This window comes from Aureivirga marina (assembly GCF_015767265.1).
GTDB lineage: Bacteria > Bacteroidota > Bacteroidia > Flavobacteriales > Flavobacteriaceae > Aureivirga > Aureivirga marina.
This window is the reverse complement of sequence record NZ_JADPIB010000003.1, coordinates 321,366-342,673: the sequence shown is the minus strand read 5'-3', so window position 1 is coordinate 342,673 and position 21,308 is coordinate 321,366. Positions and strand designations below refer to the sequence as shown.

18 protein-coding genes and 1 pseudogene are annotated in these 21,308 nt (G+C 27.9%); 4 read left to right on the top strand and 15 right to left on the bottom strand.

Annotated elements, in window-relative coordinates; translation table 11 throughout:
* Positions 1-30: 30 nt before the first annotated feature.
* Both I1A51_RS08290 and I1A51_RS08285 read right to left on the bottom strand, forming a co-directional pair.
* The gene (locus tag I1A51_RS08290) at positions 31-573 is read right to left on the bottom strand and encodes an RNA polymerase sigma factor (RefSeq protein ID WP_196892929.1); all 543 of its coding nucleotides are present in this window, start codon (positions 571-573) and stop codon (positions 31-33) included.
* Positions 574-633: 60 nt separating this feature from the next.
* A complete protein-coding gene (locus I1A51_RS08285; protein WP_196892928.1) occupies positions 634-2,091 on the bottom strand; it encodes a TonB-dependent receptor in 1,458 nt (485 codons plus the stop codon).
* Between the two features lie 88 nt (positions 2,092-2,179).
* Between I1A51_RS08285 and I1A51_RS08280 the strand changes: the two genes are divergently transcribed.
* A complete protein-coding gene (locus tag I1A51_RS08280; RefSeq protein ID WP_196892927.1) occupies positions 2,180-2,941 on the top strand; it encodes an MBL fold metallo-hydrolase in 762 nt (253 codons plus the stop codon).
* Between the two features lie 37 nt (positions 2,942-2,978).
* On the opposite strand, the gene I1A51_RS08275 is transcribed toward I1A51_RS08280, so the two are convergent.
* From I1A51_RS08275 to ychF, 7 genes and pseudogenes are all read right to left on the bottom strand, one after another.
* Positions 2,979-3,842 (bottom strand): DUF4846 domain-containing protein, encoded by an 864-nt coding sequence (locus I1A51_RS08275; RefSeq protein ID WP_196892926.1) that lies wholly within the window; start codon positions 3,840-3,842, stop codon positions 2,979-2,981.
* Positions 3,839-4,644: pseudogene (locus I1A51_RS08270) on the bottom strand (class I SAM-dependent methyltransferase). The gene I1A51_RS08275 and the pseudogene I1A51_RS08270 overlap by 4 nt, the downstream one beginning before the upstream one ends.
* Before the next feature lie 64 nt (positions 4,645-4,708).
* The gene (locus tag I1A51_RS08265; protein ID WP_196892925.1) at positions 4,709-5,887 is read right to left on the bottom strand and encodes an aspartate aminotransferase family protein; all 1,179 of its coding nucleotides are present in this window, start codon (positions 5,885-5,887) and stop codon (positions 4,709-4,711) included.
* Between the two features lie 15 nt (positions 5,888-5,902).
* Positions 5,903-7,447: an OstA-like protein gene (locus tag I1A51_RS08260; protein WP_196892923.1), complete on the bottom strand. Its 1,545-nt coding sequence runs from the start codon at positions 7,445-7,447 to the stop codon at positions 5,903-5,905.
* 124 nt (positions 7,448-7,571) lie between these two features.
* Positions 7,572-8,261, bottom strand: coding sequence for a ZIP family metal transporter (locus I1A51_RS08255; RefSeq protein WP_196892922.1), 690 nt, complete (start codon positions 8,259-8,261; stop codon positions 7,572-7,574).
* On the bottom strand, positions 8,258-8,986 hold the full coding sequence (locus I1A51_RS08250; protein ID WP_196892920.1) for a class I SAM-dependent methyltransferase: 729 nt from the start codon (positions 8,984-8,986) through the stop codon (positions 8,258-8,260). Before I1A51_RS08250 ends, I1A51_RS08255 begins: the two co-directional genes overlap by 4 nt.
* Before the next feature lie 217 nt (positions 8,987-9,203).
* The gene (gene ychF, locus I1A51_RS08245) at positions 9,204-10,298 is read right to left on the bottom strand and encodes a redox-regulated ATPase YchF (protein ID WP_196892919.1); all 1,095 of its coding nucleotides are present in this window, start codon (positions 10,296-10,298) and stop codon (positions 9,204-9,206) included.
* A gap of 223 nt (positions 10,299-10,521) precedes the next feature.
* Here ychF and I1A51_RS08240 point away from each other — a divergent pair, with 223 nt between their 5' ends.
* Positions 10,522-11,526 (top strand): tetratricopeptide repeat protein, encoded by a 1,005-nt coding sequence (locus I1A51_RS08240; protein ID WP_196892917.1) that lies wholly within the window; start codon positions 10,522-10,524, stop codon positions 11,524-11,526.
* Between the two features lie 43 nt (positions 11,527-11,569).
* Positions 11,570-12,730 (top strand): tetratricopeptide repeat protein, encoded by a 1,161-nt coding sequence (locus I1A51_RS08235; protein ID WP_196892916.1) that lies wholly within the window; start codon positions 11,570-11,572, stop codon positions 12,728-12,730.
* 38 nt (positions 12,731-12,768) lie between these two features.
* Here the strand turns inward: I1A51_RS08235 and I1A51_RS08230 are convergent, their stop codons facing one another.
* Genes I1A51_RS08230 through I1A51_RS08220 form a run of 3 tightly spaced genes read right to left on the bottom strand, consistent with a single transcriptional unit; the run spans position 12,769 to position 15,769 of the window.
* Complete coding sequence (locus tag I1A51_RS08230) at positions 12,769-13,851, bottom strand: exonuclease domain-containing protein (protein WP_196892915.1); 1,083 nt, start codon at positions 13,849-13,851, stop codon at positions 12,769-12,771.
* A 1-nt stretch (position 13,852) separates the two neighbouring features.
* The gene (locus I1A51_RS08225; RefSeq protein ID WP_196892914.1) at positions 13,853-14,515 is read right to left on the bottom strand and encodes a YggS family pyridoxal phosphate-dependent enzyme; all 663 of its coding nucleotides are present in this window, start codon (positions 14,513-14,515) and stop codon (positions 13,853-13,855) included.
* A 12-nt stretch (positions 14,516-14,527) separates the two neighbouring features.
* Positions 14,528-15,769 (bottom strand): DUF1015 domain-containing protein, encoded by a 1,242-nt coding sequence (locus tag I1A51_RS08220; protein ID WP_196892913.1) that lies wholly within the window; start codon positions 15,767-15,769, stop codon positions 14,528-14,530.
* A 333-nt stretch (positions 15,770-16,102) separates the two neighbouring features.
* Here I1A51_RS08220 and I1A51_RS08215 point away from each other — a divergent pair, with 333 nt between their 5' ends.
* A complete protein-coding gene (locus tag I1A51_RS08215; RefSeq protein ID WP_196892912.1) occupies positions 16,103-17,194 on the top strand; it encodes an endonuclease in 1,092 nt (363 codons plus the stop codon).
* Here I1A51_RS08215 and I1A51_RS17760 read toward each other — a convergent pair.
* The 3 genes from I1A51_RS17760 to I1A51_RS08205 all read right to left on the bottom strand — a co-directional run bounded on the left by I1A51_RS17760 (position 17,164) and on the right by I1A51_RS08205 (position 20,942).
* Complete coding sequence (locus I1A51_RS17760) at positions 17,164-17,367, bottom strand: hypothetical protein (protein WP_394369305.1); 204 nt, start codon at positions 17,365-17,367, stop codon at positions 17,164-17,166. The two genes, I1A51_RS08215 and I1A51_RS17760, sit on opposite strands and share 31 nt — an antisense overlap.
* A 315-nt stretch (positions 17,368-17,682) precedes the next feature.
* Positions 17,683-19,470: a DEAD/DEAH box helicase gene (locus I1A51_RS08210; RefSeq protein ID WP_196892911.1), complete on the bottom strand. Its 1,788-nt coding sequence runs from the start codon at positions 19,468-19,470 to the stop codon at positions 17,683-17,685.
* 89 nt (positions 19,471-19,559) lie between these two features.
* The gene (locus I1A51_RS08205; protein ID WP_196892910.1) at positions 19,560-20,942 is read right to left on the bottom strand and encodes a TlpA family protein disulfide reductase; all 1,383 of its coding nucleotides are present in this window, start codon (positions 20,940-20,942) and stop codon (positions 19,560-19,562) included.
* Positions 20,943-21,308 lie beyond the last annotated feature (366 nt).

Sequence of the window (21,308 nt, the reverse complement as noted above, 5' to 3'; positions counted from 1 at the left end):
ACTCTTTTGACTATCTGTTATAAGGAAGGTTTAATTTGTTCTTAAAAATTCTTCGATTTTTTTAACCGCATGATGATAGGATGCTTTTAAAGCACCTACAGAAGTTTCTAAAATATCTGCAATTTCTTGATATTTTAAATCATCAAAATATTTCATGTTAAAAACCAATTGTTGTTTTTGTGGAAGACGAGAAATCGCTTTTTGTAATTGAATTTGCGCATGATCTCCTTCAAAATAAGAGTCACTTTCCAAATTATCAATCATTTTTGTTTGCATTTCTTCTAAAGAAATATTTTTTTGTTTTGCTCTTTTATTTATAAACGTAATGGATTCGTTTGTAGCAATTCTGTACATCCATGAATAGAGTTTACTTTCTTCTTTAAAGTTTTCGATGTTTTTAAAAACTTTGATAAAAGTATTTTGGAGTACATCATCAGCATCATCATGGGAGATAACAATTTTTCTTATATGCCAGTATAATCGCTCTTTATAAACAGAAATTAACACCCGAAAAGCTTTTTCTTTACTTTTCGGGTGTTTTAATTCTTGTATTAACTTTTTTTCGTCTATCACCAATTAACATTTTTTGGTTTAGACTATTTAATTTACAAAAGGTTTAAAGAACTTTAAAATTTATTTATCAATTTTGATAAATTTTCTTTTAGAGTATCCAAATAATTTTTCAGCTTTGATAATCTCAGCTACACCTTCTGGTAACATTTCTTCCCATCCTTCTTCACCTTCAGAAATCATACGAAGTACATTTCTTGAAAATACATTTAAAATTTCAGGATTGTAATTTTCAATATCTAAAACTTTTCCATTGTATTTAAAGTACTTATAAAGTTCTTTCATACGAGGATGTACTTTTAAGTTTTCACTTGTGCTAAGTTCTCCAGTTTCTTGATTTTGTAGAGGGTATAAGTAAATTTTTAAATCTTTAAAGAATAATTTACCAAATGCTTCTAAAATTCCTCCACTTAAATTTCTATAATATTTCTCGTCAAAAATTTGAACTAAATTATAAACTCCCATTGCAAGTGCCATACGAGCTTTTGTAAATTCAGAGAAATATTCTACAAGTTTATAGTATTCTTGGAAGTTTGTAATCATTACATATTGTCCAAGAGAACAAAGTAATTCTGCTCTGTCTAAGAAATCTCTTTCGTTAATTTTTCCTTCCGCTCTTAAGTTTGTAAGCGTAATTTCAAAAATAACTTTAGTTTTATCTTTATCTACTCTTTTTTCCTGTAAAAACATGTCTCTTGCTTTTTCAAACATATCCATGTTTACTTTTGTTACAGGACGGAAACTTCCTCTTAATGCTAAAATATTAGCTTTGTATAATTGTTGTGCAGGTAATAAGTTATTTCCATCAGGTCCGAACATCACAGCATTTGTCATTCCATTCTTCACTAATTGCAAACTCATTAAACGATTGTCTACATATGTAAATCTTGGTCCAGAGAAATTAATCATATCAATTTCAATCTGGTCTTTATGTAAATTATCGTAGAAAGATTTTAATAACTCTTTTGGATTATCATTTAAATAAAACGCTCCGTAAATTAAGTTTACACCTAAAGTACCTAACGTTTCCTGCTGTAATTTTGCATCATTCTCTTTAAAACGAACATGCATAATGATTTCATTATAATCTTCTAATGGATCTAATTGAAATCTAATTCCTAACCAACCATGACCTTTAAATTTTTTAGCAAAATCAATAGTTGTAACAGTATTTGCATATGCAAAGAAAATTTTATTTGGATGTTTGTCTCTACTTAATCTTTCTTCCACTAGCTCTATTTCGTGTGAAAGCATTTTTTTAAGACGATTCTCCGTTACATATCTTTTATCATCTTCAACACCGTAAATTGCATCTGAGAAATCTTTATCATAGGCACTCATTGTTTTTGCAATCGTACCAGAAGCTCCTCCAGCTCTGAAAAAATTTCGAACCGTTTCTTGTCCAGCACCAATTTCAGCAAAAGTTCCATAAATATTCTCATTCAAATTAATCTGCAACGCCTTTCTTTTTATAGAAGGAACGTGTGATATTTCTTTATCTCCTTTTATTTTTAGAGCCATTTTGTTTACTTTATATTTTAATACAAAAGTACTAATTTTCAATATTAATTTTTAAATTTAGCCATTAAATTTACAGAAAAAAATAATTTTGAAAGTTACATTTTTAGGAACAGGTACATCTCAAGGAATTCCAGTGATAAATAGTACACATCCCGTTTGTTTTTCGGACGATTCAAGAGATAAAAGATTACGTAGTTCAATCGCTGTTGAATGGGATGGTTTTCGTTACATAATTGATTGTGGCCCAGATTTTAGATATCAAATGTTACGAGCAAATATTTCGAAAATAAATGGAATTCTTTTTACACATGAACATTCAGACCACAGCGCTGGTATGGATGACATTCGTCCTTTCTTCTTTCAGATGGGACCTATACCTGTTTATGCACATAAACGAGTTTTAAAGAATTTTGAAAAAAGATTCGATTATATTTTTATCGATGAAAATAAATATCCTGGAGCTCCAAGTGTTCAACAACATTCTATTGAGAACAAACCTTTTCAATTAGGGAATTTAGAAATAATTCCTGTTGATTTTCTTCATGGAAATTTACAAGTTTTTGGATTTAGATTTAATGATTTTTGTTATGTAACAGATTTAAAATCAATTTCTAACGAAGAAAAAGAAAAACTTAAAGGTTTAAAAGTTTTGGTGATTAACGCTTTGCAAAAAGAACATCATTTTACACATTTAAATTTAGAAGAAGCTTTGGAAATTATCAAAGAAGTTAAGCCTGAAAGAGCATATTTAACGCATATTAGCCACAAACTTGGATTTCATGAAGAAGTTGAAAGAGAACTGCCAGAAAACGTATTTTTAGCTTATGACGGCTTAGAAATAGAAATATAAAACCAAAAATGATGTATTAAATACATCATTTTTTTTATTAAAATCGCTTCAAATCTTTTTTATAAAAAGTCCATTCAGGTGTACTCAATTTATTTTCAATTTTATCTAAAGAATACCAAGGACTATTTTCTGTATTATTTAAATTTTTCAAAATTTGCGTTTCTTGTGCTGGCATATAACTTTGAGCCAACATAAAAATTTTCTCTTTTGTTTGAGAGTTTATAGCAACATCAACAACAATTATCGCATGACCAGGAAATCCACCTTGAATAAAAACATCACCAATTTTTAAATCTTTCAATGGAATACTTTTCAATTCTTTGGATAAAGAAGCTGTTCCTGCGTATGAAAAAACAATTTCCATGTATTTCCAGAAACTTTTATAAGAATTGGAAGGTTTTGCAGATTTTTTCCACCAAGTTTTATTTCCTTTAATTGCAATCCGATTTCCTTCCATCCATTTTTTATAATCCACTCGAAAACCATTGGTAAAATTAAAATGGATAGAATCATATTTTTTTTGATTCCATAAATATTCTGCTCGCAATCGCATCACAGCATCTGCACATTGATGTAAATTTTTTTTTCCAATTTCTAAATCAACTACAGCTTCATAAACATTTTTATTCCATTTAAAAGAACCATCATAATATTTTACAATTGCATTTGCTAGTTTCAAAGGTAAATTTTGCAGATAATCTCCAAAAGAGTTTTTTTGAACAACAATTCTTTCAAATCCTTCAGGAGTATTAAATCGTGTTTTAATTGTATTTCCTTGAGAATTTATTTGCTGTTTCTCTATTTTTTCTTCTTCTATTTTGGTTGTTTTATCTTGACTTTTTACTTCATTACAAGAAGTAAATAATAGACTAGAAGCGAATAAAACATAAATTAATTTCATTTTTCTTTTTTTATAGCTTTAATGGAATACATCATTGGAATTTTATTTCCAAATTTTTCAATTCTATATTTGTTTGGTTCAAATTCAATAGTATGATTAAAACAATTATAAACAGAATAATCAAACTCTTCTAACGACTGAATTTCTAAATTATTTTGAATTAAACTTGAAACAACCTCTCCAATTCCATGATTCCACATCACATATTCTGCTTCGATAGCTGCATTTTTATCTGCATAAGTTCCTTCATAACTTTCGATAATTGCTTCTTTACTTGAATAAGGATAATTAACTCCTTTAAAGTCATCATCAAACATCCAAACAACTGGATGAAATTCTACAAAAACAAATTCACCATTTGGTTTTAAAAAATGAGAAATAATTTTCGCCCATTTATCCATATCTGGAAGCCAACCAATGGTTCCATAACTTGTATAAACAATATCAAATTTTTCATCTAAATGGTTAGATAAATCATAAATATCACAACATATAAATCGAACATCAGTATTTGTTTTTTTGCTAATTCTTTTCCTGTTTTAATCGCTTCATCTGACAAATCAATTGCTGTAACATTTGCTCCAAGTCTAGCTAAAGAAATCGAATCTTGTCCAAAATGACATTGTAAATGCAAGATTTTTTTGTTTTTAATATCTCCTAATAAATCTATTTCAATTTGATTTAAAGAAGATTTTCCTTTTAAAAAACTTGGAACATCATAAAACGCAGAATTAATATGAATTTTGGTTTTTTTATTCCATGAGTTTTTATTGATTTCTAAATATTTTTTTTCTTTTTCCATTGTGTGAATTTTTATGTGAGTTTAAAACTAAAAAAAGCATTGTAATTAAACAATGCTTTTCAATTTATTTTAGTTCATCAAGTGTTTCCAAAATGATTTGGCAACCTTTTCGAATTTCTTCTTCTGATATTGTAAGGGGAGGAGTGATTCTTGCTGCTTTTCCTTCAAATAAAAGCCAGAAAAGTAACAATCCTTTTTCCATACATTTTAAAATTAATTCTGTAGCTTTTTCAGGAGATTCTAAAATGATTGCTAACATCAAACCTTTTCCTCGAATTTCTTTAATTTCAGAATGTTTTAGTACATCTCTAAACAATTTCTCTTTAATTAAAACTTCTTCCATCAAATTTGTTTCAACAACTTCTTTTAAAGTTGCTCTTGCTGCTGCTGCAATTACAGGATGTCCACCAAAAGTTGTAATATGCCCAAGTTTTGGACCATCTGTTAAACATTCCATGATTTCATTTGAAGAAATAAAAGCTCCAATTGGCATTCCGCCACCAAGACCTTTTCCTGTGATAAAAATATCTGGAACGACATTATAATTCTCAAAACCAAATAACTTTCCAGTTCTTCCAACTCCAGATTGAATTTCATCTAAAATTAACAAAGCACCAACTTCTTCACATCGTTTTTTTAATTTAGCTAAATAATCGTTTTCTGGAACTAAAAATCCTGCACCTCCTTGAATTGTTTCTACAATTACACCTGCAGTTTTAGAAGTAATTTTCTGTAAATCTTCTTCATTATTAAATTCAATAAATCGAATTCCTGGAATTAACGGACGAAAAGCGGCATTTTTTTCTTCATTTCCACAAACGCTCATCGAACCTTGTGTGTTTCCATGATAGGAATTTTTAAAAGAAATAATTTCTGCTCTTCCTGTATGTCTTTTCGCAAGTTTTAAAGAACCTTCTGTAGCTTCCGTTCCTGAATTTGTAAGATAAGTAGCATTTAAAGGATTTGGTAAATTATCTGCTAGCATTTTTGCTAAAAGAACAGGTTCATCTTGAATAAATTCACCATAAACCATTACATGAGTATACGAATCTACTTGCTTTTTAATTGCTTCAGAAACTTTCGGGTGTGAATGTCCTAATGTGTTTGCAGAAACTCCTGCGATAAAATCTAAATAAGCTTTATCATTTTTATCATACACATACGAACCTTTAGCCGATTTGATTGAAATTGCTAAAGGATGTTTTGATGTTTGTGCTTGATATTTAAAAAAATCTTCTTTCAATGTTTTTCTTTTTTGCTATTCTTGAACAAGTTTTTTGGTTAATTCTTTTGATTTTTCTTCACCATCATCATCAGGAATAAAAATATCTTCCATAATTAAAGGTTTTTCAGATTCTCGCCAAATAAAACCTTTTAAATATCTTAATTCTCTTGGGAATTTCGAAAGAGGATATGTTTTTCCTTCTGGTTTTCCCATTGCTTGAACTTCAACAATTTCATTATTTTCAATGATGAAACGTAAACTATTTGATTCTTGTTTGTCAACACCAATTAATTTTCCATCTTCATCTCTTGTATAATAAATAGACATACTAAAACCTAGCATATCTACAATTTCTAAATCATTGTTTTTAAATTTTCCAAGAAGTTTTTTTCCACTTAATTGAGTATAACCAGCAGAATCTTTTTGAACAACAAATGCATTATTATATACTTTTAAAGAATCCATTTGTTCTGTTTTTACATTGGAAATTAATTCAATTGTATCTCCTGTAATTTGATTTCCTTGCGCCCAAACAACAGGACTTCTATACATAAAAGTTAATCCAGAAGTTTGATCCGAATAGATAGAATCACATTTTCCTTTTAAATCTTTACTGAAAATTTTCACATGATGAAAAGCTCTTAATTTTCTAGCTTCTGGTTTTCCTGTTAACAATAAAGTATCTCCATGCATATAAAGCGAATCATTTTCCATCACAGAGATTGCAACTGCTCTTTCAGTAATAAAAACAGAATCTTTTACTTCAAATAATTCTGCATAATTTCCTTTTACGACAGAATTATTTATGGTATCTGTAACTTTGATATTTCCAGTAGCAGAAGCAAATCCATCATTTTGATCATAATACAAACTATCTCCTTCAATTATTCGATCGGAATAATGAATTTCAGCATTTTTATTAAAATAAGAAATATTTGTTTTTGTATTAAAATAACCCTTTTCACAATAGATAGAATTTTCTTCATTGGTGATTGTTGAAGGGCCGTGTAAGTATGCGATTCCAGAGTTTGTGTAATAATCTAAATGATTTGATTTTAAAATATGATCTTCACCAGTTACAACAACATCCGTTTGTGCTTGAAATTTATTTGTTTCTAGATAATAATTTCCATATTCACTTTCCAATGTGTTGATACTATCTCGAATTACACCATGATCTTTATAAAAAACAATTTGCTTTTCTCTATCAAAATGAAGCGTGTCCGTAGTTAAAGTCATTTGAGGATCTTTTAAAACTACATCTCCCCAAGAAATAGCTTTCTTAGTTTTTCCGTCATAATTAGCATATTTACTTGTTTGCGTAATTGTATCACCTTGATTTAGATACACATCACCATAAGCTTGCATAAAATTTCGTTTTGGAAATAAAATAGCTCTTTTACAAGTTAGAATTGCGCCATCATGCTCAAATTCTACATTTCCTGTTGCAATTACAGCTCCAGGATATTCTTTTTCATTAACAGTAGTAAAATCAGAATTTACTAAATTGATTTGTTTTTCCTGCGCCATTCCTAAGGCAGAAAAAAGTAGAAACGATATGTAAAGTATTTTTTTCAAATGTCTTTAATTTTGAGCAAAAATACTGAAAAAATTCCGTTTCAATAAATTATTCATGAAACGGAATTTAGATATTGTTTATCGATTTGATAAACAAAAAAATATAAAGTATTGTTTCTAATTTTTATGCTAAAAGTGCCACAGCAACTCCTACAAGAATTGAGATAAATTTATAGGAATTAAATTTGTGATTTTCGGAACTTTCGAATAAAATTGTTGTTGAAATATGTAAAAATATACCAATAATTAATGCTGTTATTTGTGTTTTATAAGTGATAAATAAAGTAATGTATTCTCCAGCTAAATTTCCTAAAGGAGACATTAATGCAAAAAATATTAAAAATAAAAGAGAAAAACTCTTATTGAATTTTGCTTGATTTAAAAATGTTCCTAGAATAATCGTAACAGGGATTTTATGAATTACAATTGCCCATAAAAGTGTATTATGACTTTGGTTATGTGCTAAAGGAATTCCTTCCATAAACGCATGAATACATAAACTTAAAAATAAAAGCCAAGGAATTTTTCCTTTATCATGCACATGAAAATGTCCGTGTTCTGCACCTTTTGAAAAGAAATCTAAAATGATTTGGAGCAAAAGTCCTAAAACAATAAAAATTCCGATATTAAAAGATGTTTCGTGTGCATGAGCTTCATGTCCATAAACTTCAGGAAGCAAATAGAGAGCAGTTATTGATAATAAATAAGCTCCACTAAAAGCTAATAAATAATGAACTATTTTCGCACTTGGTTTTATCCCATAAACTACAATGATTCCGGCTAAAACTGATAAAATAAGCGCAATGTTTTTCATTCGACAACTAAAATTAATCTATTTGATGTTTCTTTATTAAAAGGTTCTAAATTGTAACCGCCAAAAGTAGTAATTAATTTTAATCCTACCTGCTCTAAATATGATTCAATCTTACTTAAATTTAAGTATTTTACTTTTTCATAAAACACATAATCTTTATTTTTTGCATGAAAAGAGATCTTTTTAATAATAAATCCATCTTCAATTGCTCTTTCAATTTGGAACTTTATTTCTCCACGTTGTTGAATTTCATGTGTAACTAATTGTTGTTTTACTTTTTCAGCGTTCATAAAATCAATTACAGCAACTCCGTTTTTATGTAAACCGTTTTTAATATTTTTTAAAACCTGAATATCGTGATTATCATCTTCAAAATATCCAAAACTTGTAAAAAGATTAAAAATTGCATCAAATCTCTCAGGAAATGGTTCACGCATATCATGAACTTTGAAATGTAGATTTTCGTTTTCAAATTGTTTTGCAAATTCGATACTATTTTCTGACAAATCCATTCCTGTAACATGATATCCTAAAGAACTTAGATATCTTGAATGTCTTCCTTTACCTGACGGAAGATCTAAAATTGTTGCATTTTTAGGAAGTTTTAAATAGGAAGTTAAGTTTTTCATGAAGCTTTGTGCTTCTGAGTCATCACGATTATTATATAATAAATGGTAATATTCTGTATTAAACCATGTTGTAAACCAATCCTTTGGAACCTTCATACTTTCATTAATTTCTCTTGCTAAGGTAGTTTATAAAAAGAAACGAATTTTTTGCCAATTATTAGTTTTATTAATAGTATCATTGATGAAATTGATATATTAAAACTAAAAATTTACAGTTTTGTTTCTAATATAAATTTACGAACTTCATTTAGAATAAAATAGGGTTAAGCTATAAAAACTTAACCCTATTTTTTTATTTACATAAATATACAAATTATACGTTGAATCGGAAATTCATCATATCTCCATCTTCTACAACGTATTCTTTTCCTTCAACTCTCAGTTTTCCAGCTTCTTTTACTTTAGATTCTCCACCTAAATCCACGAAATCATTAAATTTAATTACTTCCGCACGGATAAATCCTTTTTCAAAATCCGTATGAATTACTCCAGCAGCTTGTGGCGCTGTATCTCCAATATTGATTGTCCAAGCTCTAACTTCTTTAACTCCAGCAGTAAAATACGTCTGTAAGTTTAATAATTTATAAGCAGCTCTAATTAATTTTGATGATCCAGCTTCTTCTAATCCTAAATCTTCTAAGAACATTTGACGCTCTTCATAAGAATCTAATTCTGTAATATCTGCTTCAGTTCCAACAGCTAAAATGATAATTTCAGCATCTTCGTCTTTAATTGCTTCACGAACTTTTTCAACATAATCATTTCCAGAAACAGCAGCACTTTCATCAACATTACAAACGTAAAGAACTGGTTTTGCAGTAATGTATTGCATTTTGCTTACCACATTCTCCATTTCATCTTCTGTAAATTCTAAAGTTCTAACAGATTTTCCTGCTAATAAAGCTTCTTGAATTTTAAGTAAAACTTCTAATTCTTTTTGCGCTTCTTTATTTCCAGTTTTTGCTGTTCTTTTTATTCTTTCTAATCTTTTTTCTGTAGTTTCAAGATCTTTCAATTGAAGTTCCATATCAATTGTTTCTTTATCTCTTACAGGATCTACAGTTGCATCAACGTGAACGATATTATCATTATCAAAACATCTTAAAACGTGAATAATAGCATCCGTTTCACGAATATTTGCTAAGAATTGGTTTCCTAAACCTTCTCCTTTACTAGCTCCTCTAACTAATCCAGCAATATCAACAATCTCTACGGTTGCAGGAACAACACGTTCTGGATTTACCATTTCTTCTAAAGTCTCTAAACGACGATCTGGTACATTTACAACACCGATATTTGGTTCAATTGTACAAAATGGAAAGTTTGCCGATTGTGCTTTTGCGTTGGACAAACAGTTGAATAAAGTTGATTTTCCTACGTTAGGTAATCCTACAATTCCTGCTTTCATATTTATATGTGTATTCTTTTAGTCTAAATTTTAAGGTGCAAATATACTATTTCCTTTGTAATTTTTCTTTAAATAAATCTTTATAAAATAAATTATGAAAATCTAGCATTTTTATCTATGTTAGTCGCAATGAATTAAAGAGAGAAAATTCTTGTTTTTAGCTATGAATAAAATAAGATTTTAGTCGAAAATTGTTTGAATAGAAATTAATCAAAAATAAATTATGTCATTATTTAAAAAATTGTTTGGTTCAAAACCAAAGCAAAAAGAGGACATTAAACCGAAAAAAGTATATGAGGAAGATAAAGAATTCGTTTTAGAATTTGAAGATGCTTTTAAACGTTACAATGGACAAAAAGGAAAAGATATTTCAGTTGATTTAGAGTTTAAAGATAAAGAAGGAGAAGTTATTCCGATTTCTTATGCTTTTGAAGAATTTTATGAAGAATGGAAAACCATTCATTCTATATGGGATAGAAGATCTGTTCTTTTTAAAGCAATGGATAGTTTTTATTATAAAAATCTTTCTCTTGGGCAAAAATTAGATAGATATACATATGATCGTTATCCACAGCGTGCATTAGAATTAGATCCGAATGTTTTTAAATCGGATGAAGTGAAGAAAATTGATTTTATGATTGGAATAGCAAGAGCATTTTTCTTCTTATCCAATTATGGAGCAAGTTTGAGATTTTCAACAAGAGCTTTACAAATAGATTCAGAAAATAAAGATGCTAAAATTATTTTGGCGGATACTCTTCATATGACAAATGAACATGAAAAAGCGCATGAAATCTATCATGAAATTTTAGAAAAATCTCTAAAAGAATGGGAAGAAGATGATGTAAATTTATTTGATATCTTATGTTATCAAAATGATATTTTACATTCTTCTGTTTATGCAGTAGGTTTATTATCAGATGATGAGGTTTCTGATGAAATGTGGAACAAAGTCGCAGAAGAATTCTATCATTGTGCGTATTTTAGAACCCGTCATGCGTTTAAAATGATTGAAAAAGGACAACATTTTGAAGGTTTAGGGAAAATTATAGTTGTTACAGAAGAATTTCCTTTTTATGAAGAAGCTTTAATAAATGCGAAAGATATTATTCATCAATTTAGAGAACAAACAGATAATCCAGATTTCTTAGAAGAAAAATTAGAAGAAATTGAAGAAAAATTGGAACAAATAAACCAAGTGAATTCTGAAAAAAAGGATGATGAATAAAATCATATTTCTAATTCTTAATAAAAAACAAATAATTTAAGCCATGAAAAGAAAAATACTTTTAGGATTATTACTTTTTGTAAATATTTATTTACATGCACAAACAATTGAAGAATATTTTGAAGAGAATAACTTTGAAGAGGTTGTTAAATTTGAAAATCAAGAAGAAAAATTAAAAGGAGAGGAATTGTATTTCATAGGTTATTCTTTTTTTAGATTAGAAAAAGATGAAAAAGCAGTTGTGTTTTTAACGAAAGCAATTGAAAAAGATTATAAAACAGCTTTTGTCTATTTAACTCGTGGAATTGCAAATCGCTATTTGAAAAAATTAGAGGATTCAGAAGAAGATTTGAAAACTGCGGTTTCTATTGATGAATTGAGTCAACGTTATTTATCAGAATTAGGACAAACCTATTTTGATCAAAATAAAATTGATAAAGCTATTGAAACTTTTGCAAAAGCGAGAAACATGACTTTTGAAACAGGTTTATCTTATTTAATGCTTCCAGCTATTTATGAATTGAAAAAAGAGAAAGAAAAAGCATTGGAAGAATATTATATAAGTGCTGATTTGATTGATAAGCAAGATGATTATTATTTATACATATTAGAAAAAATAGGAACTTTAGAATTGCTAAATAATAAAAATTATGATAAAGCATTAGAATATTTTGATAAAATTTTACGTATTACGCCAAACAATACGTTTATCATTTCAAATAAAATTATTTCTCTTTTTGCAAAAGAAGAATATAAAAAAGGAAATGAAATATTTGAGGAATTAAAGAAAAAGTATTTTGCAAAAGAATTATCAAAAGAATATATGGAAAGAGGAGCTGTTGCAATTGATAAATTTAATTTTAAAGAAGATTATTTAGTAATTACATATAAAAAATTCGAAACTCCAAAAGAATTATTAGATGAGATTTATTATACTTATCTGTATTCTTATAAAGAAGAAAAAGTATTGAAAATATTTAAAACAGAAAAATCATTTTCTCTAGATGCAGATACTAAAGAAAACCATTTGTTTTGCGCAAAAATTCCAGGAGGAGCACACCAAACATTTCCTTTTGGATGGAAAACAAAAGACATTAAATATAAGGAATATAAAAACTATCTCTTGAAAGTTTTAAATGATAAGGAAAATCCTGCTGCAGCGTCTAATTTTTCAACTGCAATAGATGAAAAGAAAGAAGAATAAATAATAAAAAACCTGAGAATTAACTCAGGTTTTTTTATTTAAAATCGTATAATTTTTTCAACTTTATGATTGTCTAAATGTTTCTTCACACAAGATCTGTTATAAGAACTATCTTCCAAAGGAGAGAGAAGAGGTTTTAGAATATCAAGGTTATTGATTTGATATGCTAAATCGACATATCCAAAACCAATTAATTCTTGCGATTCAATTAAAATCACGGAACGTTCACTGATACTTCTACCTTTATCAATAATCAGCATATTCTCATTATTGAAAATAACTGCATCTGCATTTTTCTTCTTTTTGCTGTTAAAAGTAGGTTGGTTTAATTGAACTTCTTTATAGTATTTTAAATTATTAATCAAATTACTTCCTGTAATTTCAAAAGAAACAGAAACTACTTTTTTCTGCATATATTTTGCATTTTTGGTAGTTTTTAAGAAAAGTTGATTAACTGCTTTTTTAATATTATGTGCTTTTCCAATATATAAAATAGATCCACCTTCACGATGTAAATAAAAGATTCCCTTTTTTGTAGGTAAGGATTCTAAAATTCCTTGTAATTTTGGAGCTAATTTTTTAATAGGAACAGCATTTTTAGTATTCTGTTGAATAATTTGTTTACTATTATCCTTATTTAAAAGTAATTTAAAAAGTTTTACAGTTGCCATTGCATCTCCGCTTGCACGATGTCTATCTGCAACAGCAATTCCAAGCGAGCGACAAAGTTTACCTAAACTATAAGAAGGTAAATCAGGAATCAATTGCTTGCTTAATTCTACTGTACATAAAGATTGTCTTTGATAATCAAATCCAAGTCGTGAAAATTCTGTTCTTAAAATTCGATAATCAAAACCTGCATTATGTGCTACAATCACACAATCTTCTGTAATTTCTATAATACGTTTTGCTACTTCATAAAATTTAGGAGCATTACGTAACATTTTATTGTTAATTCCTGTTAGATTAACTACAAATGCTTGAATTTCTTTTTCTGGATTAATTAAACTGATAAATTGATCGACAATTTCATGTCCATCAAATTTATAGATAGCAATTTCTGTAATTCCTTCTTCATTAAACTTGCCTCCAGTTGTTTCTATGTCAATTATTGCGTACAAATTAATTATAATTTCTTTTTCCAAAAATTGCACTTCCTACTCTTACCATCGAACTTCCTGCTTCCATTGCTATTTGATAATCTCCACTCATTCCCATCGAAAGAATTTCAAAATTTTCGTTTTCTTCTTTTAACGAATCAAAATAACTTTTTAAAACAGAAAATTCTTCTTTAATTACAGATGTATCTTCTGTAAAAGTTGCCATTCCCATTAAACCTTTAATAGAAATATTGCTTAAGTTACGAAAAGTTTCGCTTTCTAAAATCTCTTTAACTTCATTTATTGTTAAACCGAATTTCGTTTCTTCTTTTGCGATTTTTACTTGAAGTAAACAGTTGATGATTCTATCATGCTTTTTCGCTTGTTTATCAATTTCTACAAGTGTTTTTAAACTGTCAACTCCGTGAATTAAATCTACAAAACTGGCCATATATTTTACTTTATTTTTTTGTAAATGACCAATTAAATGCCAAGAAATATCTTTTGGTAAAGCTTCATGCTTTTCGACCATTTCTTGTACTTTATTTTCTCCGAAAACTCTATGTCCTGCTTTATAAGCTTCTAAAATATCTTCATTTGGTTTCGTTTTAGAAACTGCAACTAAAGTTACATTTTCAGGAATTGTTTTAGTTATATTTTCTAAATTTTCTTTAATACTAGACATTTTCTTTTTTATTTATTCTGTGAATTCATAAATAGTAATTCCACTTCTTAATTTCGGTTCGATATAAGTACTTTTTGGAGGCATTTGAAGATTTGCATCCGCAATTTGTTTTAATTGTTGCACAGAAACAGGATATAAGCCAAAAGCAACTTTATATTCTCCTGTATCCACACCATTTTTTAAATGTACTCCATCATTTTTTCCGTTGAAATAAGAAATTCTTGTATCATATCTTAAATCTTCAATTCCAAGAATAGGATTTAAAACAGTATCAAAAAGAATTTGTGGATCTAATTCACTTAAAGGATCTGTGAATTTATAATGTTCTTTTTTTAATGAAAGTTTATAAAAATCATTTTCCAAATACATACTAAATGTATGCATTTCGTCAGGTTTAAATAATTGCTGTCCTAAATTTTCAATAAAAAACCATTCAGAAAGTTTCTCAATAAAATCAGAAGTAGATAAACCATTTAAATCTTTTATTAAACGATTAAATTCTGAAATTTTTAAATTTGATTCAGGAATTAAATAACTCATAAAATAATTATAAGGTTCTTCCCCTGTATGTTGTTCATTGTCTTTGCTAAAATCTTGTAATAACAAATGACTAGAAGCCGAACGATGATGTCCGTCAGCAATATAAATAGATTCTACTTTTTGAAAAGCATTTTCTAATGCTTCAACATCTTTTGGATCATTTACTACCCAAAGTAAATGTGATTTTTTATCGTTACTTGTAAATTCGTATTCTGCACGTTCTTTTTGAATATTTTGAATAATGTTTTGAATTTCGTCATTATCAGGATATGTCAAAAGAACAGGTTCTGTATTAAATCCAGTTGCTTTTAAATAATTCTCAAATAATTCTTCACGTTTGTGAAGCGTTCCTTCATGTTTTTTAATTGTATTATTTAAATAATCTTCAATACTTGTTGCTGCAATAATTCCACAAAAAGTATGTTGAGGTGTAATTTTTTTATAGATGTAATAAGCAGGATTTTTATCTTTAATAAAAATTTCTTGCTCTTTAAATTCATTGTATTTTTTATGTACATTCCCAAAGCGAATTGTATCAGAAACTTCACGTTGGTGTTTGTAACCTTGATTTATGATATGTAAAAAAGAGTAAGGATTAAAGTCTAGTTGAGCTCCCAACTCAGCCGGCGTATAATCTTCATAAGAACGAGAAGATACTAAGCTTACTTTGTCTCTAGTTGCTCGAACAGCTTTAAAAGGTTTTACAATAGCCATGTAAATGATTGTTTTTAGATAATTTTTTTAAAAATAGATTCAAAGATAAAGCAAATAATTTATTTCCCTAAATTATAAGACCTTTGATATAAATGAAGTCGTTTATTTTTTAAGGAAATAACAAAGAAAAATTGAAATAAGTCTTTGACTTACTTTGTTTAAAAAAGAGTTTTCTAAAAAATGTTAAAATTATTTAAAGATTCAAAAAATAAAAATACCTTTAAAATAAGGATACTTTCTCTCTAAAATTACCCCAAATTTTTAATGTATTGTTCGTTTCTAAATTCTAGAAACTGTTGTTTTTGTTGAATGTAGTTGATAAAATGTAATATTATGAAAAACGTAAAAACAAGCCTATGCATTACTATTACTTTTCTTTTAAGTTTAAACTTTTCTTTATTTGCACAAATTCCACCAAATTATTATACAAGTGCTTATAATATGAAAGGAGACAATCTTAGAGAAGCTTTGTATGAAATTATTAAAGACCATGTTGAATTTCCTTATACAAGTAGCGGAACTGATACTTGGGATATTTTGAAAGAGACAGATAGAGATCCTAATAATCCAGATAATGTGATTTTAATTTATTCTGGAAGATCAATTGATGCTGCTCAAGAATATAATAATGGAAATGGTTGGACAAGAGAACATGTTTGGGCAAAGTCTAGAGGAGATTTTGGAACTTCAAAAGGAGCTGGAACAGATGTTCATAATCTTAGACCTTTAAGTGCAAGTGTAAATTCTACCAGAAGTAATCGTTCTTTTGATAATTGTATGACTTGTCAAGATGTAATTGATCGTGGATTTAATACAGGTTCTAAAATTGATGCTTTTATCTTTACTTTTCAACCAAGAGATGAAGTGAAAGGAGATGTTGCAAGAATGATTTTTTATATGGCAACAAGATATGAAGGATTTAATGGAGAACCGGATTTACAAATGACAAATGCAACACCACCACAATCTGACAAAGCACCTTTTCATGGTGTTTTAAATACATTATTGGTTTGGAATGACGAAGATCCTGTAGATGATTTTGAAAGAAATAGAAATGATATTATTTATGAAGATTATCAATTAAATAGAAATCCATTTATTGATTATCCTGAAATTGCAGATCATATTTGGGGAAGTAAACAAAATGAAAATTGGAATCCAACATTAAATGTAGAAACGGAAGAATTTGACAATGTTAGAGATATTTATTTATATCCAAATCCAGCAACTTCAGAAATCAGTTTAAAAGGTTTTCAAATAGAAGCTTCTATTCAAATTTTTGACATCACTGGGAAATTAATGAAAGATGAATTTATAAAAAATGAAAATGAAACAATTCAAGTTTCTAATTTATCTGGAATTTATATTGCAAAAATAGTTTATGATAAAAATTATCAGAAAATCATGAAACTAGTTATCAAGTAATTCTGCAAAAAAAAAAATCTCAGATTATTTCTGAGATTTTTTTTCATAATATTTGTTAGAAGAATTAAATGTGAATAAGCTTTATCTAAATTATCCAGTTTTAAATAAATTTTACTCAATTGAAAATTGACTTCCAAATTTGTCGAATCTGCTTTTAGAATAGTTTGATAGATATCAATGGCTTTTATTTTTCGACTTAATGAAATATAAGTATTAATAATTCTAAGTTTATTTTTTTAAGCTTGGATTTCTTTCATCATATAATAAATAATTCTCTAAAGTTTTGTTGAGGTCTCCTGAAAAATAATATAAATCAGCTTTTTTTAAAATTAAAATAGGAGAGGAGTTATTTTCTTTTTCAATTAATTATAGATTAAATTGGTTTTAAAAATTCATAGCTAAGTTTCAGAACCAATTAAAGCAACAAAGCTTATACCAGTTATGATATAAGCTTTGTAAATTATGATGTAATAATGATTGTATTCTAATTAATGATGTCTAGCACCAGATCTGTTCGGTCTTTTTCTTCCACCTTTAAAAGAACGTTCTCCAGAAGAGTTTCCTCCTCCTTTGTTGAATTTACGTCTTCTATCATCACCACCTCTTCTGTCATCTCTTCGACCACCATCTCTACGTCTTCTTCCTCCGCGATCTCCGCCTCCAGATTTCTTCTGTTTTTTAGTAATTTCTACGTTTACAGTTCTTCCATTGAAAGAAGTATCTTCGAATGAAGAAAGTGTTTCGTCTTGATAGTTTTTGTCTAATTCAAAGAAAGAGAAAGTATCTAAGATTTCGATTTGACCAATCTCAATGTTTTTAGTAATTCTTTGATCGTTAATTAATCCGATTAATTTAGCAGGAGTAAGTTTGTCTTTTCTTCCTAAATTAATGAAATAACGAGTCATATTCTCATCGTTTCTTCTCTTACCTCTATCATCTCTATCCGTTGAAACATTGTTCAAGTCAGGAGCATTTTGATAATAATCTAAGAAAGAATTGAATTCTAAAGAAACTAACTTTTGAATGATTTCCTCACGAGTTAAACCTTCTAGTTTTTCGTAAATTCCTTCTAAATAAGGTGTAATTTCTGTTTCATTTACAGAAACTGTTTTTAATTTATCAATTACATTGAAAAGCTGTACTTCACAAACTTCTTTTCCGTTAGGAACATCTGTTTTGATAAATTTCTTGCTGATTTTTCTTTCAATCGGTCTAAGCTTTCCTCTTTCTTTAGGAGAAATAATTGCAATTGAAGTTCCTTTGTTTCCAGCTCTACCAGTACGTCCACTTCTATGTGTATAAGCTTCGATTTGATCTGGTAATTTGTAGTTGATAACGTGTGTAAGATTGTTTACATCTAATCCTCTTGCAGCAACATCTGTTGCAACTAAGATTTGTAAAGTTTTCTTACGGAATTTTTGCATTACGGTATCACGTTGTGCTTGTGATAAATCTCCGTGTAAAGAATCTGCATTATAACCATCTTCGATTAATTGGTCAGCAATTTCTTTTGTCTCTTTTCTAGTTCTACAGAATACGATGCTATAAATGCTTGGGTTAATATCCGCAATTCTTTTTAAAGCATTATATCTGTTTCTTTCATTTACTAAATAATAAATGTGATTTACATTATCTGAACCTGTGTTTACTTTTGCAGTTTCAATTTCTACTGGATCAGTCATGTAATTTCTTGCAATCTGATTTACTTCTTTAGGGAAAGTAGCAGAAAATAATAATGTTTGTTTTGTATCAGGAGTTGCTTCTAAAATGGCATCTAATTCATCTTTGAATCCCATGTTTAACATTTCATCAGCTTCATCTAAAACTAAAAATCTAGTAGATTCTAATTTTAAGACTCCTCTTTTTATTAAATCTAAAGTTCTTCCTGGAGTTCCCACGACGATGTGAGCACCTCTTTTCAGACCTCTAATTTGTTCTTCAATTTTCGCTCCACCATAAACAGCAACGGTTCTAATTCCTTTGATGTATTTTGTGAAGTTTTTGATGTTATCAGCAATTTGAATTCCTAGTTCTCTAGTTGGTGATAAGATGATGGCTTGAGTGTGTTTACTCTCGACATCTATTTGTTGAATAATTGGTAATGAGAAAGCGGCAGTTTTCCCTGTTCCTGTTTGTGCAAAAGCCTTTAAATCTTTACCCGACGACAAAATTTGTGGTATAGACTCTTCTTGAATTGGCGTAGGATTTTCATATCCTATTTCTGTCAAAGCTTCTACAATCTCTTGTTTTAATCCAAGATTTGAAAATGTAGACATATTTTACGTTTAAAATATTGATTCACAAATAAATATAATGTGAATTTGGTTAAAAGGTTGCAAAGGTACGGTTAAAATTTGAAATAAACTTAGTTTTTATCAACTTTATTTAATTGCTCTGATAATTTATTCGAACTAAGATTAGCAAAACCGTTTTCAACCACACCATTTTTGTTAATAATTATTGTTCTAGGGTAGTTACTCGTAACATAGCTATGTGCAATACTTTTTTCTGTAAGTTGGTATTGATTTTTGGAATCAATTTTCTTTACAAAAGTATTTTCAATGATGTCATGATTGCTTTGAGTATTAATTCCAATGAAAGTGAAATTTGGGTGTTTCTTTTCAAGGAAAGATACTCTTTTATATAAATATTCTGGTGATAAATAATTATCAGACCAAAAATAAATTACGGTATTCTTATTTTTAATTAATTGTTTTATATGCTTTGAATCTCCTGTTAAATTCACTACATCAAAATTAGAAAGAGGTTGTTGATGAATTACCTTTCTACTATCATCGTAAAGTTTTTTAACTTCCGTTTGAAATTTTGGATTGGAGCAAAATTTTTGGAAAAGATTATATTCTTTATCGCTGATTCCACAAGAAGTTTCACTTTTAAAATCGTCATAAATAACTTTTCTTAAAAGTTTATTTCTAAACTCTTCCTTATTGATATTATCATGAACAAGATGTAACATATTGGAAGTTACACTTTGTTTTCCTCCTTTAAATTTTTGGTTATATGCTTCATTATAAAGATGTGTTACCACATAATTTGTAAAAGGATAAAAATCATTTAAAAAAGAATCATTGATATTTAATTCAGAACGGAATGCATAGAAATCATCTTGAATTGTTTCAAAATTATCTAATCGTAATCTTTTTTTATGAAGTAATGGATAAATTTCTTTTACTCTTGCAGGTGGATACGAAATTGCAGCTTTTGCATATCTTAAAAATAATGGAGAAACATCTGGATTTTGTGTGATGAAAATCTCATAATTTTTATTATTTCGATTAACGATTGAATCTACTTTTTTCGCAAATTGTTTTGAATTTAAATGAAAATAAGGATATAAATTTTTATAATCTTTTTCATCATTAATCAAAGCATTGATTAGAAATTCATTTTTAGAACTTCCTTTTCCTGTATAAACTAAAGATTTGTCGAAATTCCAAGTATTTAGACGAACTAAGATACTATCAAAAGGTTGGATAAAAACATATTGAAACTCATTTCCATGTCTAAACTTATACAAACCTTCTTGTGGTGTTTGTAGTTTTGTAAGAAATTGATTGTTCTTATTTAGATAAATTGTATCGATAATTAATTTATCTTTTGAAAGAATTACATAATTACTTTTTGGGTTAATAATTCTACCTCCAAAATAGGCGTAATCATCCCTTTTAGTTGTTTGACAACCAATGGCAATTATTGCTGTAAATATTATTAATAAGAATTGTTTCATGTTTGTTTCGAGGGCAAATCTAATAAAATACTTATATGTTGCAAAATTAATTACATCTGTTCGCTATGCTTGTTAAATAGATGTTAAATATAAAAAAGGTTAAGTTTTATAAAATTAGCAATACCTTGGTTTTTTAGTGATTTTTTTCAATTTTTTACGATAAAAATAACTAAAAGTACGAATAGATAAATTTTAATAAATATTTTTCATTCACAGTTTTAACTACAAAAATCATATTTTGTAAAAAAGATTCTCAAAAATAGTTTCCGTACATTAAATATAGCGCTTTTTATTTAAGAAAAAATACATTCTTTAAATATTAATTTTTTAAAAAGAATATATATAAGTTTTAAATCAAACGAGAAG

What these genes read in the sequence shown, in the direction of transcription:
- I1A51_RS08240 (WP_196892917.1), top strand. Translation starts at nt 10,522, where the DNA reads ATGTCATTATTTAAAAAATTGTTTGGTTCAAAACCAAAGCAAAAAGAG.
- I1A51_RS08275 (WP_196892926.1), bottom strand. Translation starts at nt 3,842, where the DNA reads ATGAAATTAATTTATGTTTTATTCGCTTCTAGTCTATTATTTACTTCT.
- I1A51_RS08225 (WP_196892914.1), bottom strand. Translation starts at nt 14,515, where the DNA reads ATGTCTAGTATTAAAGAAAATTTAGAAAATATAACTAAAACAATTCCT.
- I1A51_RS08215 (WP_196892912.1), top strand. Translation starts at nt 16,103, where the DNA reads ATGAAAAACGTAAAAACAAGCCTATGCATTACTATTACTTTTCTTTTA.
- ychF (WP_196892919.1), bottom strand. Translation starts at nt 10,298, where the DNA reads ATGAAAGCAGGAATTGTAGGATTACCTAACGTAGGAAAATCAACTTTA.
- I1A51_RS08250 (WP_196892920.1), bottom strand. Translation starts at nt 8,986, where the DNA reads ATGAAGGTTCCAAAGGATTGGTTTACAACATGGTTTAATACAGAATAT.
- I1A51_RS08220 (WP_196892913.1), bottom strand. Translation starts at nt 15,769, where the DNA reads ATGGCTATTGTAAAACCTTTTAAAGCTGTTCGAGCAACTAGAGACAAA.
- I1A51_RS08235 (WP_196892916.1), top strand. Translation starts at nt 11,570, where the DNA reads ATGAAAAGAAAAATACTTTTAGGATTATTACTTTTTGTAAATATTTAT.
- I1A51_RS08255 (WP_196892922.1), bottom strand. Translation starts at nt 8,261, where the DNA reads ATGAAAAACATTGCGCTTATTTTATCAGTTTTAGCCGGAATCATTGTA.
- I1A51_RS08285 (WP_196892928.1), bottom strand. Translation starts at nt 2,091, where the DNA reads ATGGCTCTAAAAATAAAAGGAGATAAAGAAATATCACACGTTCCTTCT.
- I1A51_RS08205 (WP_196892910.1), bottom strand. Translation starts at nt 20,942, where the DNA reads ATGAAACAATTCTTATTAATAATATTTACAGCAATAATTGCCATTGGT.
- I1A51_RS08210 (WP_196892911.1), bottom strand. Translation starts at nt 19,470, where the DNA reads ATGTCTACATTTTCAAATCTTGGATTAAAACAAGAGATTGTAGAAGCT.